Source organism: Streptomyces sp. NPDC059567 (assembly GCF_042735655.1).
Lineage (GTDB): Bacteria > Actinomycetota > Actinomycetes > Streptomycetales > Streptomycetaceae > Streptomyces.
The window spans coordinates 41,553-56,969 of sequence record NZ_JBHWBS010000012.1 but is presented as its reverse complement, the minus strand read 5'-3'; the positions used below and the strand labels follow the sequence as shown (position 1 = coordinate 56,969).

General features: G+C 71.6%; 13 protein-coding genes. 3 read left to right on the top strand and 10 right to left on the bottom strand.

What is annotated here, in order from left to right; all coding sequences use genetic code 11:
- Nucleotides 1–88: 88 nt before the first annotated feature.
- The 6 genes from ACFVZW_RS08885 to ACFVZW_RS08860 all read right to left on the bottom strand — a co-directional run bounded on the left by ACFVZW_RS08885 (nucleotide 89) and on the right by ACFVZW_RS08860 (nucleotide 7,336).
- The gene (locus tag ACFVZW_RS08885; RefSeq protein WP_384518814.1) at nucleotides 89–1,126 is read right to left on the bottom strand and encodes a BMP family protein; all 1,038 of its coding nucleotides are present in this window, start codon (nucleotides 1,124–1,126) and stop codon (nucleotides 89–91) included.
- 262 nt (nucleotides 1,127–1,388) lie between these two features.
- Nucleotides 1,389–2,609 (bottom strand): M20 family metallopeptidase, encoded by a 1,221-nt coding sequence (locus tag ACFVZW_RS08880; protein ID WP_384518811.1) that lies wholly within the window; start codon nucleotides 2,607–2,609, stop codon nucleotides 1,389–1,391.
- A gap of 116 nt (nucleotides 2,610–2,725) precedes the next feature.
- Nucleotides 2,726–3,982, bottom strand: coding sequence for a hypothetical protein (locus tag ACFVZW_RS08875; protein ID WP_384518809.1), 1,257 nt, complete (start codon nucleotides 3,980–3,982; stop codon nucleotides 2,726–2,728).
- Entirely contained in the window at nucleotides 3,979–4,872 is an 894-nt protein-coding gene (locus tag ACFVZW_RS08870) for an N-acetylneuraminate synthase family protein (RefSeq protein ID WP_384518806.1), read from the bottom strand. Before ACFVZW_RS08870 ends, ACFVZW_RS08875 begins: the two co-directional genes overlap by 4 nt.
- Nucleotides 4,873–4,886: 14 nt before the next feature.
- Entirely contained in the window at nucleotides 4,887–6,068 is a 1,182-nt protein-coding gene (locus tag ACFVZW_RS08865) for a cytidylyltransferase domain-containing protein (protein ID WP_384518803.1), read from the bottom strand.
- Nucleotides 6,068–7,336 (bottom strand): DUF6716 putative glycosyltransferase, encoded by a 1,269-nt coding sequence (locus ACFVZW_RS08860; RefSeq protein WP_384518800.1) that lies wholly within the window; start codon nucleotides 7,334–7,336, stop codon nucleotides 6,068–6,070. Before ACFVZW_RS08860 ends, ACFVZW_RS08865 begins: the two co-directional genes overlap by 1 nt.
- A gap of 187 nt (nucleotides 7,337–7,523) precedes the next feature.
- On the opposite strand from ACFVZW_RS08860, the gene ACFVZW_RS08855 reads away from it, so the two are divergent.
- Complete coding sequence (locus tag ACFVZW_RS08855) at nucleotides 7,524–8,528, top strand: glycosyltransferase family 2 protein (RefSeq protein ID WP_384518797.1); 1,005 nt, start codon at nucleotides 7,524–7,526, stop codon at nucleotides 8,526–8,528.
- Nucleotides 8,525–9,823 carry an alpha-2,8-polysialyltransferase family protein gene (locus ACFVZW_RS08850; RefSeq protein WP_384518795.1) on the top strand — a complete coding sequence of 433 codons (1,299 nt, stop codon included), beginning with the start codon at nucleotides 8,525–8,527 and terminating at the stop codon, nucleotides 9,821–9,823. The genes ACFVZW_RS08855 and ACFVZW_RS08850 overlap by 4 nt, the downstream gene beginning before the upstream one ends.
- 46 nt (nucleotides 9,824–9,869) lie before the next feature.
- Here ACFVZW_RS08850 and ACFVZW_RS08845 read toward each other — a convergent pair whose 3' ends face one another.
- The 3 genes from ACFVZW_RS08845 to ACFVZW_RS08835 form a co-directional block, all read right to left on the bottom strand.
- Complete coding sequence (locus ACFVZW_RS08845; RefSeq protein ID WP_384518792.1) at nucleotides 9,870–10,691, bottom strand: MerR family transcriptional regulator; 822 nt, start codon at nucleotides 10,689–10,691, stop codon at nucleotides 9,870–9,872.
- Between the two features lie 59 nt (nucleotides 10,692–10,750).
- Nucleotides 10,751–11,407, bottom strand: a complete 657-nt coding sequence (gene leuE, locus ACFVZW_RS08840; protein ID WP_384518790.1) for a leucine efflux protein LeuE — start codon at nucleotides 11,405–11,407, stop codon at nucleotides 10,751–10,753.
- Nucleotides 11,408–11,488: 81 nt separating this feature from the next.
- On the bottom strand, nucleotides 11,489–13,069 hold the full coding sequence (locus ACFVZW_RS08835) for a methylmalonyl-CoA mutase (RefSeq protein WP_384518787.1): 1,581 nt from the start codon (nucleotides 13,067–13,069) through the stop codon (nucleotides 11,489–11,491).
- Nucleotides 13,070–13,302: 233 nt separating this feature from the next.
- Here ACFVZW_RS08835 and ACFVZW_RS08830 point away from each other — a divergent pair, with 233 nt between their 5' ends.
- Nucleotides 13,303–14,139 carry a L,D-transpeptidase family protein gene (locus tag ACFVZW_RS08830; protein WP_384518784.1) on the top strand — a complete coding sequence of 279 codons (837 nt, stop codon included), beginning with the start codon at nucleotides 13,303–13,305 and terminating at the stop codon, nucleotides 14,137–14,139.
- Nucleotides 14,140–14,294: 155 nt separating this feature from the next.
- On the opposite strand, the gene ACFVZW_RS08825 is transcribed toward ACFVZW_RS08830, so the two are convergent.
- A complete protein-coding gene (locus ACFVZW_RS08825) occupies nucleotides 14,295–15,362 on the bottom strand; it encodes a hypothetical protein (protein ID WP_384518781.1) in 1,068 nt (355 codons plus the stop codon).
- Nucleotides 15,363–15,417 lie beyond the last annotated feature (55 nt).

Below are 15,417 nucleotides of genomic sequence, written 5' to 3'. Positions count from 1 at the left end.
TAACCCGCACCCGGCCGGGGGCGGGCGCGGTGGGGGGCGGGCGGGGTGGCGCGCCCCCCGCCGCTCGCGCCCCCCCCTCCGACGTACGTCAGAGGGTCGTGTTGACCTTGATCTGACCGTCGATGATCTTCTGCTTGGCCTCGTCCAGCTTGGCCTGGATGTCGGCGAGGTGGCCACCGGTGGTGGTCAGGGAGACACCGTTCTCGGCCAGCGAGTAGACGTGCGTGCCGGTCGCCGGCTTACCGTCCTGGACGGACTTGACGAGCTCGAAGACACCGGTGTCGACGTTCTTGACCATCGAGGTCATGATCGAGCCGGCGTACTTGGACAGGGCCGGGTCCTTGGCCTGGTCCGAGTCGACACCGATCGCCCAGGTGCCCGGCTTGGCGGCGACGGCCTCGATGGCACCGGCACCCGAGCCGCCCGCGGCGGCATAGATGACGTCGATGCCCTTGTCGAGCATGCCCTTGGCGGCGGCCTTGCCCTTGTCCGGGGCGCCGAAGCCGGAGAAGTCCGTACCGGTGGACAGGTACTGGATCGTGACCGAGGCGTCCGGCTTGGTGTCCTTGACGCCCTGCTGGAAGCCGGCGGCGAACTTCTTGATCAGCGGGGTGTCGACGCCGCCGATGAAGCCGATCTTGCCGTCCTTGGACTTGAGGGCGGCCGCGACACCGGCGAGGTACGAGCCCTGCTCCTCGGTGAAGACGATCGAGTCGACGTTCTTCGCCTCGGAGACCGAGTCGACCAGGCCGAAGGTGGTCTTCGGGAACTTCGCGGCGACCTTGTCGATGGCGTCCTTGTAGGCGAAGCCGACACCGATGACGGGGTTGAAGCCACCCTCGGCGAGGGACGTGAGGCGCTGCTCGCGGTCGGCCGGGGTCTCACCGGTCTTGGCGGTGAGCTCCTTGGTCTCGACACCGAGGTCGGCCTTGGCCTTGTCGAGGCCACGGGCGGCGGAGTCGTTGAACGAGTTGTCGCCACGGCCGCCGACGTCGTAGGCCATGCCGACCTTGATGGTGTCCGAGTCGGAACCGGACTCGGTGGACGACTCACCACAAGCGGTGGCGGTGAGAGCGAGGGCCGCGGTCACGACGGACGCGGAAACGATCTTGGATACCCGGCGCAAGAGGAGGGTCCCTTCGAGACTGACCGAAAGCGCCTCTTCCGGCGCTGGTTTCGCGTGGATCGTAACGCGCGTAGATGTCAGTTAAAGACCCGTTCATGAGTCGTTATCGGATCGTCGCGAACGAGCCAAGGGAACGATCGAGACCGGCCGCCCCGGCACGACCGGTTATACACGCCGGCACGTCACGTGGAGCGGTTGTTCCGCGACACTCCGCGCCGTGTTGGTCCGAACGGCCGAGGGGGCGCGGGCGCCCCCTCCGCCCTCAGCGCTTCGGGGTTCCGTCGATCAGGGCGGCGGCCGTGAAGAGCTCGACGCCCACGGCGATGGCCCGCTCGTCCACGTCGAAGTCGCCCGCGTGGAGGTCACGGCGTGTCGTGTCGCCCGGCGTACGGGTGCCCAGGCGGGCCATGGCGCCCGGGACGTGCTCCAGGTACCAGGAGAAGTCCTCGCCGCCGAGGCTCTGCTCGGTGTCCTCGATCGCGTACGGTCCGCGGCGGGCGGTCATCGCGTCACGGAGCAGTTCGGTGATGACCGGGTCGTTGACGACCGGGGGGACGCCCCGGACGTAGTTGATGGTCGACTTGGCGCGGTGGAGGGTGGCGATCTCGTCGATCGCCGCGTGGACCAGGTCGGGGGCGTCGCGCCAGCTGGGCAGGTCGAGGCAGCGGACGGTGCCGGAGAGCTCGGCGTGCTGCGGGATGACGTTGCAGGCGTGGCCGGCCTCGATACGGCCCCAGGTGACCGCGAGCCCGGAACGGGCGTCCACCCGTCGGGCCAGCAGGGCCGGGACGTCGGTGGCGATCCGGGCGGCGGCGGTGACCAGGTCGGTGGTGAGGTGCGGGCGAGCCGTGTGGCCGCCGGGGCCGTCGAGGGTGACCTCGAGCCGGTCGCAGGCGGAGGTGATGGGGCCGGGGCGCAGTCCGATGCGGCCGGCGTCCACCTTCGGGTCGCAGTGGACCGCGATGATCCGGCCGACGCCGTCCAGGACCCCGGACTCGATGGTGTCGGCGGCGCCGCCGGGCAGCACCTCCTCGGCGGGCTGGAAGATCAGCCGCACGGCCCGGGGCAGCAGCCCCTTCCGGTCGAGCTCGGCGAGCACGAGCCCCGCGCCGAGGACGGCGGTGGTGTGGACGTCATGGCCGCACGCGTGGGCGCGGTTGGGCACGGTGGAGCGGTACGAGACGGTCTTGACGTCCGGGATGGGCAGCGCGTCGATGTCGGCGCGAATGGCCAGCATGGGACGTCCTCTGTCCCAGGTGCCGATGTCACAGATGAGCCCGGTACCGGTGGCCAGCACCTGAGGCGCGAGTCCGGCCGCCTCCAGGCGGGCCTTGAGCGCAGCGGTGGTACGGAACTCCTGGTTGCCGAGCTCGGGGTGCATGTGCAAGTCCCTGCGGAACACGATCAGTTCGGTGCGCAGGGGTTCGGACAGCGTTCCGGGCAGAGCGACGGAGCCGGGCTCACGGGACTTCAACTGGTTCACCTTTTGAAGGGTAGGCCCCTTCAGAGATCAACTGCCCGTTGATCACGAAAACTTCAGCCCGATAGGGGAAAGAAAGTGGGTTCACGAGGCATGACGACCACCCCTTGTGGGTAAGCTCACCCGAATTCGAACCGTTCCGCCGTCGGGGTGGCGCGCGCCGTGAGCCGGTCCACCTCGAAGGCGGCCGTGCCCGCGACTCCGGCCAGGAAGCCCTGGGCGCGGGGCGAGACGTTCGCCTTCAGCCACTCCGGGGCGATCTCGCAGACCGCCACCTTCACTCCCGTGCCCGCGAGGGCCAGGGGGAGGGTGTGGACCACCGTCGAGGGGAAGCTGACCACGGTGCGGCCGATCGGGCCGCGTCGGGCGATCAGCTCCAGGGGCAGATCGGGCCGGACGATCTCCAGGCCGGTCTCCACCGCGATCCGGTGCAGCTTCTCCGCGCTCTCACGGCGGTGCGCGAAGTAGCGGGTGGCGCCGTGGGTGGCCGCGAGGTCGGCGACGGCGCGCGTGTACTGGTCCGCGTCGATGACGCCCGTCTCCACCAGTGAGGTCCCGACCAGGTCGGAGCCCCGGGTCAGACGGGGCGGGCCGAAGCGGGCCCGGGTCCAGGCGAAGGTGTTCGCGGTGACGGTGGTGCCCGGGGGCGGTTCGACCGGGAGCGAGGTGAAGATCTCGACCGCTCGGCGACGTGTGGGGGCCAGCTTGCGCCGGGCCGCGGCCGAGACCGGGGCGAGCACGAGTTCGCGCGGGCCCCTGCTGCTGCCGCGCCGGTGCCAGCGCACCAGTCGTTCGCCACGGGCCAGTTGGGCGGCGTACTCCATGGTGGCGGTGCCGTCGTCGACGACGGTCAGCTGCTTGGGGGCGAAGAGGGTGAGCAGCAGCTGGACGTAGCGGGAGAAGGGGTCCCCGACGATCACCCGCTCCGCCGCCCGCAGCAGCGGGGCGAGGTCCCGCAGCGTACGGACGAGCGAGCCGCGGCCGCCGCGGGCATCCTGCCAGCGGACGGTGAACCCGTCGTCACGGGCCAGCTGCGCCATCCGGCGCAGCTGGCCGCGCGACATGGGGTCGGTCGGCGAGAGGACGACGAGGGTGAGGGAAGCCGCGGCCTCCCCGCCCCCCGTGGTGGGCACGACGGACGGCGCCCGTGCCGGGCCCGGGCTCCCGATTCCCACGGGTGCGGCGCCGTCGTGGGGATCTGCCCACCCTCCCCCACGCCCAGCGGGACGATCGCCCACACCGAGGCGGGGCGCATCAGGGCCCCGGCCGCCGGGGGCCGTGGGGGCCCCGGCGGCGGCGGGCGACTGGGCGTGTGCCCACTCCAGGACGTTCAGCAGCTGGACCGGGCTCTCGACGAACGCCAGCTGGCCGGTCATGCGGCGACGAGCCCCTGGACCCGGCGGAGCTTCTTCATCGGGCCGAGCTCCGACTCGTATACCTTCTTGACGCCGTCACCGAGCGCGGTCTCGATGGTGCGGATGTCGCGGACGAGGCGCTGCAGGCCCTGCGGCTCGACGGAGGCGGCCTGATCGGAGCCCCACATGGCGCGGTCGAGGGTGATGTGACGCTCGACGAAGGTGGCGCCGAGCGCGACGGCGGCCAGCGTGGTCTGGAGGCCGGTCTCGTGGCCGGAGTAGCCGATCGGGACGTTCGGGTACTCCTCCTTCAGCGTGTTGATCACGCGGAGGTTGAGCTCCTCGGCCTTCGCCGGGTACGTGGACGTCGCGTGGCAGAGCAGGATGTTGTCCGAGCCGAGGACCTCGACCGCGTGGCGGATCTGCTTCGGGGTGGACATGCCCGTCGACAGGATGACCGTGCGGCCGGTCTCGCGCAGGGCGCGCAGCAGCTCGTCGTCGGTGAGGGAGGCGGAGGCGACCTTGTGGGCCGGGACGTCGAACTTCTCCAGGAAGGCGACGGCCTCGGTGTCCCACGGGGAGGCGAACCAGTCGATGCCGCGCTTCTTGCAGTGCTCGTCGATGGCGCGGTACTCGTCCTCGCCGAACTCCACGCGGTGGCGGTAGTCGATGTACGTCATCCGGCCCCAGGGGGTGTCGCGCTCGATGTCCCACTGGTCGCGCGGGGTGCAGATCTCCGGCGTGCGCTTCTGGAACTTCACGGCGTCGCAGCCGGCGTCGGCGGCGACGTCGATGAGCGCGATGGCGTTCTCGAGCTCGCCGTTGTGGTTGATGCCGATCTCGCCGGTGACGTAGACGGCGTGGCCCGGGCCGGCGGTCTTGCTGCCGAACGTACGAGTGCGCGTGTTCATATTCTTGACGTTCCTTACGAGTTGGGGGTGTCGAGCTCGGGTCCGAGAAGCCAGGCCGCGATCTCGCGGACGGCTCCGGAGCCACCGGGGGTGAGGGTCACCGCACGGGCGGCGGCCCGTACGGAGTCGTGCGCGCTCGCCACCGCGACGGGCCAGCCGACGAGGTGGAAGCACGGGAGGTCGTTGACGTCGTTGCCCGCGTAGAGGACGCGCTGCGGGTCGATGCCCTGTTCCTCGCACCACTGCTTGAGGGCGAGGTCCTTGCGGTCGATGCCGTGCAGGACGGGGACGGCGAGCTTGCGGGCACGGGCGGCGACGACGGCGTTCTGCTCCGTGGAGAGGATCAGGACGGGCATTCCCGCGCGCCGCAGGGCGGCGATGCCGAGGCCGTCGCCGCGGTGCGCGGAGACGAACTCGTGGCCCTCGGAGTCCAGATGGACCCGGTCGTCGGTCTGGGTGCCGTCGAAGTCGAGGACGACGGCGTCGACTTCGTCGAAGCGCGGGGCAACCGGGGTGTCGAGCAGCGGCGCGAGCGCGCGGGCCCGGGCGAGGTCGTGCGGGTCGTCGATCTCCAGGACCCGGGCGGGGTCGGTGACGACGAGCGCGGTGTGGCCGAAGAAGCGGTGTCCGTGGGTACGGAAGCCCTCGGCGTCCATCGCGTAGACGGCGCCGGTCTCCAGGTACTCGGCCTCGCGGTCCTGCCGGCGGGGGCGGTGCGCCTTGTCGTGGTTCACGCCGTAGCCGCCGTCCGTGCCCTCGCGCCACAGGAACCCGTGGGTCGGGGCCGCGGTGAAGGCCGTGTCGGCGCCGCCGGTGGTGATCTTCTCGGCGGTGCCGTTGACCTCCTCCGACGTGAGGAAGGGACTGGTGCACTGCACGAGGAGGACCACGTCGACGCGGCGGCCGTGGGTGGCCTCGAAGGCGTCCATCGCATGCAGGACGGCCGACTCGCTGGTGGCCGTGTCGCCGGCGATGGCCGCCGGGCGGTGGACCGCCTCGGCGCCGGCGGCTCGGGCGGCGGCGGCGATGGCGGCGTCGTCCGTGGAGACGAGGACGTCGGTGACCAGTCGGGCGCCGAGGCAGGCACGGACGGCGCGGGAGACCAGCGGAAGGCCCGCCACCGGGGCGAGGTTCTTGGCGGGGACGCCCTTGGAGCCGCCCCGGGCCGGGATGACGGCAAGCACGGTCGTGGTCATCAGAGTTCTCCAAGGCGGCGGATGACGGGGGCCACACGCTGGACGCCGTGGCGGTACGCGCCCCGCGCCGCCTCCCGGACGATCCGGCGCAGTCCGCTGTCGCGGGTCTCCGGCGCGCTCACGTCGAGGCGGTGGCGGGCGAGGATCCCGGGCAGGTAGCCGGGGGCCGTCTCCGCTGTGTAGTAGGGGGTGATCGGGGGCAGCGCGGGCCCGGCGAGCAGATCCGCGACCCGGTCACGGGCCGCGTCGAAGGCCTTCTCGTACGAACCCCCGGCGGCGACGCCCTGCCGCGAGAGCCATTCCTCGTCCGGCTCCGGGCGCACGTCGGCGTCGAGCCGGTCGAAGGAGGTCAGCAGTCCCGAGCCGATGAAGTGGTGGTTGCCGAGGACCTCGCGCACGCCCATGTCGGTGAGGATCGCCGTGGGGATCCGCCGGTGGAGCGCTTCGAGCGCGGCCGTCGAGGAGACGGTGACCAGCAGGTCGGTGCGGTCCAGGACCTCGCCCATGTGCCCGTACACCAGGCGGAAGTTGGGCGGGGTGTCCAGATCGCGCACCAGCCTCTGGTACGGCAGCTCCTCCAGGTGCGTGGTGTGCTCGCCGGGCTTGGAGCGGAGCTTGAGCAGGACCTCCCGCCCCGGGTGCAGCCTGGCATGCTCGACGAGCCTGCGGAGCAGGTACGTACGGTCGGCGCGGGTGACCGGCACGGAGGGCTGGGCGGCGAAGACGAGGGTGTCCCGGCCGGCCTCGGGGGCGTAGGGCGCGCCGCCGAGGAACGGCAGCGCGGCCTCCACCACCGAGGAGGCGTCGGCTCCCACTCCTTCGTACACGGCGCGGAAACGCTCGGCGTCGTGGCGGGAGTTGGCGAGGACGACGTCCGCGCCGTGGCGCAGGAGCAGTCCGTCGGCGAGCTTCTCGTAGACGACGCCGACATAGCCGGTGACGATCACCGGGCGGCGTTCCAGACCCAGGTCGGCGATCCCCTGGAGGACCGCGCGGACCGTGCCGCCGACGAGGGAGAGCACGACGAGGTCGTACGCCCCGTCCCGTACCTCTCGGAGGAACTCCGCGCCCGTCACCTCGCGCGGGGGCGTCCGGGACACCCCGGTCTCGGCGAGTTGGCGCGCGGTGGGCGTGGCCCGGCCGCGCAGGACGAAACCGGTGGGCTCGGCGGCCGCGATGCGGCGTGCGGTGAGCGCGCCCCATTTCCACCGGGTGTCGGAGTCGGCGAGTACGGCGACGCGTACCGCTTCTTTGGTACTTGCTGGCACGTCGAGGACGCTAGAGAGGCATTCCGTTTCCCGGCCCAACTGAGCCACAACAAACGGTGAACAGAGCCCTTACCGCTTCTGAAAATGGACGGGATCGGGGGCGGTTAAGGCGCCCGCCTCTTCGTGTTCACCGAACATCTCTCTGTCGGTCAGAACGAATGCCGGGGCGGCGCCTAGCGTCGGCCGGGTGGTCAAGCTCTCCGTCGTCGTGCCGTTCTACAACGTGCAGACATATGCCCCCGACACCCTCGCAAGCTTGCGCGCGAACGCCCGTGAGGACTTCGAGTTCCTTCTTGTCGACGACTGTTCGACGGACGGGACCCCGGAGCTCCTCGAACGGGCGACGCGCGAGGTCCCGGGGGCCGTCCTCATCAGACACCCGCAGAACGAGGGGCTTGCCACCGCGCGCAACACCGGACTCGACGCGGCCCGTGGGCGGTACCTCGCCTTCCTTGACGGGGACGACTGGCTCGCACCCGGCCATTTCGCCCGGCTGGTGACGGCCATGGACGAGCTGGACTGCGACTTCCTCCGTACCGACCATGTGGTGTGCACGGGGCGGAACCGCTCGGTCCGCCGGTCCCCGGTCGGGCGGCGCGGCGAGGTGCTGCGCCCGCGCGACGCGATCCTGCCCGCCGACCGGACGACCTCGGTGGACTATCCCTACGCCTGGGCCGGGATGTACCACCGGCGGCTGCTCGACCGCGGACTGCTGCACTTCACGCCCGGGCTGCGGACGGCGGAGGACCGGCCGTGGATCTGGAAGCTGCACCGGGAGGCGGATTCCTTCGCCGCCGTCAGCACGCTCGGGATCTTCTACCGGCGCGGGGTCTCCACCTCGCTCACGCAGATAGGAGATGTACGGCAGCTGGATTTCATCCGTGCTTTCGACCAGGTGATCGAAGAAACAGCGAAGGACGTGGACGCGGAACAGCTTCTTCCGAAGGCTGTCCGCACCTATTGCGCTCTCATTTCGCACCACATTTCATCGATCGAACGATTCGAACCGGCCGTGGCGAAGAAATTGCGTTCGATGAGCGCGGCCGCTCTGCGGCGTATGCCGCAGGACGTGCTCGGTGACGCGCTGAGCTCGATGGACGAGCAGCGGGCTGCCGTGCTGCGCAAGCTGCGCCGCCGCCGCGTGGGCGTGAGCTCCCTGCCCGCCCCTTCGGCCACGGAGGCCGCCGCGTGAGGACCACCCAGATCTTCTACGCGTCGACGCTCTACGGCGCGACGACGCTGGCCGCCGCCCTGGACAGCGGCTGCTTCGGCCCGGCCGACCGGCGTCTGCTGCTGGTCGGCAACAACGCGGCGGTGCCGGAGACGACGCCGGCGCTGGACGAGATGCCCGGCTTCGAGCGACTGCGCGGCCGGTTCGACGGCGTGCTGTCGTGGAACGAGGCGATCTCCCCGCTCCACCCCTCCGGCTGGACGCCCCGGGCGGACGACCTGCCGATGCTGGAGCGCCATCTGCGGCTGCTGTGGGGGCTCGGCGACGACCGGGTCGAACTGGTCGTGGAGTCGGTGCAGGTCGCGCCGGCCCTGACGATCGCCCGGCTGTTCTCCGAGGCTCCGCTCGATGTGTACGCCGACGGGCTGATGAGCTACGGCCCGACCCGCAACAAGATCGACCCGCTGGTCGGCGAGCGGGTGCGCCGGCTGCTCCATCTCGACCTGGTGCCCGGGCTCGCGCCGCTGCTGCTCGCCGAGTTCGGGGCGACGGCCGAGGTGGTGGCGACGGAGGCCTTCACGAAGGTGGTCGCGGAGCTGGCGGACTCCGCCGCCGAGGAGGACGGCCCCGCTCTGCTGCTCGGCCAGTACCTGGCGGCGCTCTCGCTGCTCACCCCGGCCGAGGAGGAGGAGCTGCACGTACGCATGGTGCGCGGCGCGATCGCGCGCGGGCACCGCAGGCTCGTCTTCAAGCCGCACCCGACGGCGCCGGACGCCTGGACGCGGAGGCTGGCCGGGGAGGCGGAGGCGCTCGGTGCCGAACTGACCGTGCTCGACCGGCCAGTCCTCGCGGAGGTCGTGTACCGGGAGCTGCGGCCCGCGCTGGTGGTCGGCTGCTTCTCGACGGCGCTGATGACGGCGCGGGCCTTCTACGGGATCCCGGTGGCCCGGGTCGGCACCCGGACGGTCCTGGACCGGCTGACCCCGTACCAGAACAGCAACCGCGTACCGCTCACCCTCGTCGACGCGCTCGTCCCGGACCTGGAGGGCGACACGCCCGAGGCGCTGGACGACGAGGCGCTGGCGGGTCTGGTCGCGGCGGTCGGGTTCGCGATGCAGCCCAAGGTCCGGGTGGATCTGCGGGGTGCGGCGGCCCGTCATCTGTCGGGGCCCCTCGCCGAGCGGACCCGGCACTACTTCACGCGCCGCCGGCTCACCGTCCTGGGCCTCCCGGGCGGCCTGCCGGTCCCGCGCCACCCCCAGGTCCGCCGGCTCGCCCGCCGCGCGCTGCGTCTGAAGCGGGCCCTCGCCAGGTGACGGAGGGGGGTGGGGCCCCCGGGCTCCACCCCCCTCCGCGCCACGGCTACGCGCGGACGACCGGCTCCTGGAGCTCCGTCACCCACTTCGCCTTGTCGTCCGGGCACTCCAGATACAGCTCCCTGGCATACCCCGCCGAGCGGTAGGCGTGGGCGTCGATCCAGGTGGCCAGGGTCTGGGCGGTCGGCAGGATGTCGTCCATCGGGCCCCGGTGGACGACCGTGGCCGCCTCTTCCAAGCCCGGCAGCACGACGATGTCGACGCCCGCCGGCTCGGTTCCGGCCGGGATCGTCATCCCCGCGTGCACGACGATCGAGCCGTCACCGCGGCCCGCGTCCTCGTAGTACGCGATCCCGGGGCCGAAGCCGGCCACGCCCGCGGCCTCCAGGGTCGCGCACAGCCGCTCGTACAGCGGCTGGACGACCGGGCCGATCTCGCCGGGGCCGAAGCCGGCCGCCACCCCGCTCAGCTCGGCGAGCCGCACCGGCGGAACCTTCTTGATCACGACGTCCTGCGTGGACATGCGTCCCTCGCTCTCGATGGCTCGGAGCCGCGCGCCGACCTGTGCCAGCCGTCCCGCCGCCTCCGCCAGGGCCGTCTCCAGCTCGGCCTGGCGCAGCCGCAACATGCCGCGCAGCTCCTCCGCGCCGACCTGCTCGTCGAGGATCGACCCCACCTGTTCGAGGGTGAAGCCGAGCTCCTTGAGCGCGATGACGCGGTTGAGGCGGGCCAGCTGGTCGGCCTCGTAGAAGCGGTAGCCGCTGTGCGGGTCGACATGGGCCGGGCGCAGCAGTCCGATGGCGTCGTAGTGGCGCAGCATCCGGACCGACACCCGCCCGTGCCGGGCGAAGTCTCCGATGGTGAACATGACGCCCCCTACGGAACGGCCTCACACGGTGTCAGGGTCAAGGCGGTGCCGCCGAGGGGTCAGGCGGTGCTGCTGAGGGACAGCTTGGCCGCGAAGCCGAGGAAGAGCGCGCCCGCCGCCGAGGTCGCCCCGGCCGAGAGCCGCCTGCGTCGCCGGAACGCGGCCGCGAGCCGCGTCCCGCCGAATATCAGCGTCGTGAGGTAGAGGAAACTGCCGAGCTGGAGCAGCGTGCCGAGCACCAGGAAGGACAGGGCCGGGTAGGCGTATCCGGGGTCCACGAACTGCACGAAGAAGGAGATCAGGAAGAGGATCGCCTTCGGGTTGAAGAGGCTGATGATCAGCGCGCGGCGGTACGGGTTCTCCCCGCCGGCGGCCGGAGCCGTCTCGGGCTCCTCGGCCGTCAGCTCGCCCCGGGCGCGCCACATGCTCCACGCGGCCCGCAGCATGCCGATGGCCATCCAGGTCAGATATCCCGCGCCCGCGTACTTCACGATCATGAAGAGCAGGGGGGTGGTCTGGAGAAGCGAGGCGGCGCCGAGCGCGGCCAGCGTCATCAGGACCGCGTCCCCGGTGAAGACGCCGGCGGCGGCCTTGTATCCGGTCCGGGTGCCCTTGCGGGCCGCGACGGACAGCACGTACAGCGAGTTCGGCCCCGGCAGCAGGATGATGAGGACGAGGCCCGCGAGATAGGTCGGCAGATCGGTGACTCCCAGCATGAAACGGAGTCTCGCACGGGGGTACGACAGTCCGCTCTCATGTTTCGCGATGCGGAATCGCCTGGCGCGATACGGAGTCGCCTAGAACGCGTCGGACGGGGTGTACGTCCCCCAGACCTCCCGCAGCGCGTTGCACACCTCGCCGACGGTGGCCCGCGCCTTGAGCGCGGCCTTCATCGGGTACAGGACGTTGTCCGTTCCCTCGGCCGCCTTCTTCAGCTCGGCGAGCGCCGCGTCCACGGCCGCCTGGTCGCGCTCGGAGCGCAGCAGGGCCAGCCGCTCGGCCTGCCGGGCCTCGATCGCCGGGTCGACGCGCAGCGGCTCGTAGGGCTCCTCGACGTCGACCGTGTAGCGGTTGACGCCGACGACGACGCGCTCGCCGCTGTCCGTCTCCTGCGCGATGCGGTACGCGGAGCGCTCGATCTCGTTCTTCTGGAAGCCGCGCTCGATCGCGTCGACCGCGCCGCCCATGTCCTCGACCTTCCGCATGAGCTCCAGCGCGGCGCCCTCGACGTCGTCCGTCATCTTCTCCACGACGTACGAGCCGGCGAAGGGGTCCACGGTGGCGGTCACATCGGTCTCGTACGCGAGGACCTGCTGGGTGCGCAGCGCCAGCCGGGCCGACTTGTCCGTCGGCAGGGCGATGGCCTCGTCGAAGGAGTTGGTGTGCAGGGACTGCGTACCGCCGAGGACGGCCGCGAGTCCCTGGACGGCGACGCGCACCAGGTTGACCTCGGGCTGCTGGGCGGTCAGCTGCACACCGGCGGTCTGGGTGTGGAAGCGGAGCATCAGCGACTTGGGGTTCTCCGCGCCGAACTCCTCCTTCATCACGCGCGCCCAGATCCGGCGGGCCGCCCGGAACTTGGCGACCTCCTCCAGGATCGTCGTACGGGCCACGAAGAAGAAGGAGAGCCGGGGCGCGAAGTCGTCCACGTCCATGCCGGCGGCGACGGCGGTACGGACGTACTCGATGCCGTCGGCGAGGGTGAACGCGATCTCCTGCGCGGGCGAGGCTCCGGCCTCCGCCATGTGGTACCCGGAGATCGAGATGGTGTTCCACTTCGGGATCTCGGTCCTGCAGTACTTGAAGATGTCCGCGATCAGCCGCAGCGAGGGCTTGGGCGGGAAGATGTACGTGCCGCGGGCGATGTACTCCTTGAGCACGTCGTTCTGGATGGTGCCCGTCAGCTTGTCCGCGGGGACGCCCTGCTCCTCGCCGACGAGTTGGTAGAGGAGCAGCAGCAGGGCGCCGGGGGCGTTGATGGTCATGGACGTGGAGACCTCGTCCAGCGGGATCCCGTCGAACAGGACGCGCATGTCGTCGATCGAGTCGATGGCGACGCCGACCTTGCCGACCTCGCCGTGCGCGATCGGCGCGTCCGAGTCGTGGCCCATCTGGGTCGGCAGGTCGAAGGCGACGGACAGGCCCGTCGTGCCGTTGGCGATGAGGTGCTTGTAGCGGGCGTTGGACTCGACGGCGGTGCCGAAGCCCGCGTACTGGCGCATGGTCCAGGGACGGCCGGTGTACATGGACGGGTACACGCCGCGGGTGAAGGGGTACGAGCCCGGCTCGCCGAGCTTCTCGGCGGGCTCCCACCCGTCCAGGGCGTCCGGTCCGTAGACCGGCTCGATGGGGAGCCCCGACTCCGACTCGCGCGCCATCTGCTGTGCCTTCCGATAGACCTGCTCCGCGGTACCGACCCTCGCGGCGGACTGTAGCGGCGGCCCCGCGGCGGTTGGAGCGCCGCGCGCCGGGACCTTCCCCACAAGCATCCTCCGTACTTGCGGCAGGTGCGCAACCAAGCGGGCACGGGAAGCATCCAATAGGTACACAGACACATTCCGGGGGGCTTCCGATGCGCCGTTCGTCCGTCATACCCAGAGCACTCTTGGCCGTGGCCGCCGTGGCACTCGCCACCAGCTGTACGGCCCAGGCGGCCGGCGGCGGTGGCGCGTCGCCGTCGACGACCGGTGCCCCGTCGAGCTCGTCCTCGGCGCCGGCCCCGACCTCTCCGACGGCCGAGCCGAGCGGCACGCCGACGACGGACGACAAGCCGTCCACCACGCCCAGCTCCTCCCCAACGACCCCGCAGCCGACCGTCAAGGTCCTGATGAAGGACGGGGACGAGAACGCGAAGGTGCGCGAGTTGCAGGCGCGGCTGCGTCAGGTCGGCTACTTCGACCGCGCGCCCACCGGCTTCTACGGCACGATGACCGGGGGCGCGGTCAAGGCATTCCAGAAGAAGCGGGAGCTGCCGCAGACCGGCTCGGTCGACGAGACCACCTGGCAGCGGCTGCTGGCGATGACGCGCAAGCCGACGGCCGACGAGCTCAAGCCGTCCACCACCAACAAGCTGGACAAGCCGGACGAGCGCTGCATGACCGGCCGCGTGCTGTGCATCAGCAAGGAGAGCCGGACGCTGGCCTGGATGATCGACGGCAAGGTCGTCTCGTCGATGGACGTCCGCTTCGGCTCGGAGAACACCCCGACCCGCGAGGGCACGTTCCAGGTCGACCGCAAGGTCCGCCAGGACTGGTCGAAGCTGTACCACACGCCGATGCCGTACTCGATGTACTTCAGCCGCGGCCAGGCCGTGCACTACTCGGCGGACTTCGCGGCCCGCGGCTACAACGGGGCCTCGCACGGCTGCGTCAACGTCCGGGACAAGGCGAAGCTCTCGGCGCTCTTCGACCAGGTGAAGGTCGGCGACAAGGTCGTCGTCCACTGGTAGGGGCGCGGTAGGAGGAAAGGGCGCGGGTGGGACCGGGGGAACGTGTCCCACCCGCGCCGGGTGCGCGGAGCCGAAGGTACGGGGGGAACCCCGGCTCTCTGCGCGGCCGATGACCAGTCGGCTCACTCAGTACTGCGCCGACGGGCCGAAAAGTGTTACGCCAGGTCCCGGGAGCGGTTGGAACGGTGGTCGCGGCCGGTCTTCCGGCCGTCGTCGCGGTGGTTCCCACGGCTGTCGCCACGGTCCTCGACGCGATGGTCGCCGCGGGACGTGCCACGGTTCTCGTGGCGGCCCTTGCCGCCGGTGCCGGAGGAGGCTCCCGCTCGTTCGCCCTCTCCGGAGGAGCCGTCGTCGCCCCTGCCGTCGCCCCCGCCGCCCGAGGAGTCGGTGGACGGCTCCCTGGTGGAGCCGCCCGTGCCGCCGCCGGCCAGGATGCGGTCGCAGTAGCGCCGCAGGGTCTCGCCCTTGCGCACCGAGTCCGCCAGCCGGCGGTGGGAGCTGTCGTCGAGGCGGCCGGCGCGGAAGTCCTGACACGCTTTGACGATCTTGGCGGAGAGGCCGTCCCGGTCCCGGTCCGCGGGATCCGTCGTCTTCCCGGGCTCGGGAGTGGCGTCGTCCTCGCCGCCCGTACCGCCGGAGCCGGGCGTCGTCGGGGGCGTGGAGAGCGAGGGGGAGGCGCCGGGCGTCCGGTCCTCCGCCGTGGGCGGCGCCGACGGCATGCCCGTACCGAAACCCTCGTCCGGGGAGCCCGAGGCGACCGGCTCGGGTATCTCCACGGCCGAGACGGAGCCGGCCGGCGCCGGACGGTCCCGGTCGTCGAAGGGCAGCATGCCCGTGCCGGAGGCGACGGCGACCCCGCCGACGGCGACGGCGGCGACCGCGGCTGCCAGTCCGTACCGCAGCGAGCGTCCCCACTGCCGGGCGGCGGGCACCCGCCCGAGCCGTACCCCGCCGAGTTCGGCGGCGTCGGGCGCGAAGAGGGCCGGGGACGTGGCGAGGGAACGCTCGGCGGTGGCCTTGCGGAAGGCGGCCAGGGCGGCCTCCTCGCCGGGGAGCTCGGCGTCCGCCGGTGCGGCGAGGGGCAGGGACCGGGCCGATGCGAGCGCCTCGGCGAGGCGCTCCGCCTGCTCACGGACGTGATCGTCGACGGCGTCGACCGGCTCGCCGCGGAGCAACCGCGGCGCGGCGGCCTGGTGGAGCCCCGGGTTCCGCTCGTCGGGCATCACATGTCGTTCTGCGGGCGCGCACGCGATTGGGTCACACCCCCGGGGGGGGTCG

Excerpts from the sequence above, each read along its gene's own strand:
- ACFVZW_RS08875 (WP_384518809.1), bottom strand. The coding sequence starts at position 3,982 with ATGACCGGCCAGCTGGCGTTCGTCGAGAGCCCGGTCCAGCTGCTGAAC.
- ACFVZW_RS08870 (WP_384518806.1), bottom strand. The coding sequence starts at position 4,872 with ATGAACACGCGCACTCGTACGTTCGGCAGCAAGACCGCCGGCCCGGGC.
- ACFVZW_RS08865 (WP_384518803.1), bottom strand. The coding sequence starts at position 6,068 with ATGACCACGACCGTGCTTGCCGTCATCCCGGCCCGGGGCGGCTCCAAG.
- ACFVZW_RS08845 (WP_384518792.1), bottom strand. The coding sequence starts at position 10,691 with ATGTTCACCATCGGAGACTTCGCCCGGCACGGGCGGGTGTCGGTCCGG.
- leuE (WP_384518790.1), bottom strand. The coding sequence starts at position 11,407 with ATGCTGGGAGTCACCGATCTGCCGACCTATCTCGCGGGCCTCGTCCTC.
- ACFVZW_RS08835 (WP_384518787.1), bottom strand. The coding sequence starts at position 13,069 with ATGGCGCGCGAGTCGGAGTCGGGGCTCCCCATCGAGCCGGTCTACGGA.
- ACFVZW_RS08825 (WP_384518781.1), bottom strand. The coding sequence starts at position 15,362 with ATGCCCGACGAGCGGAACCCGGGGCTCCACCAGGCCGCCGCGCCGCGG.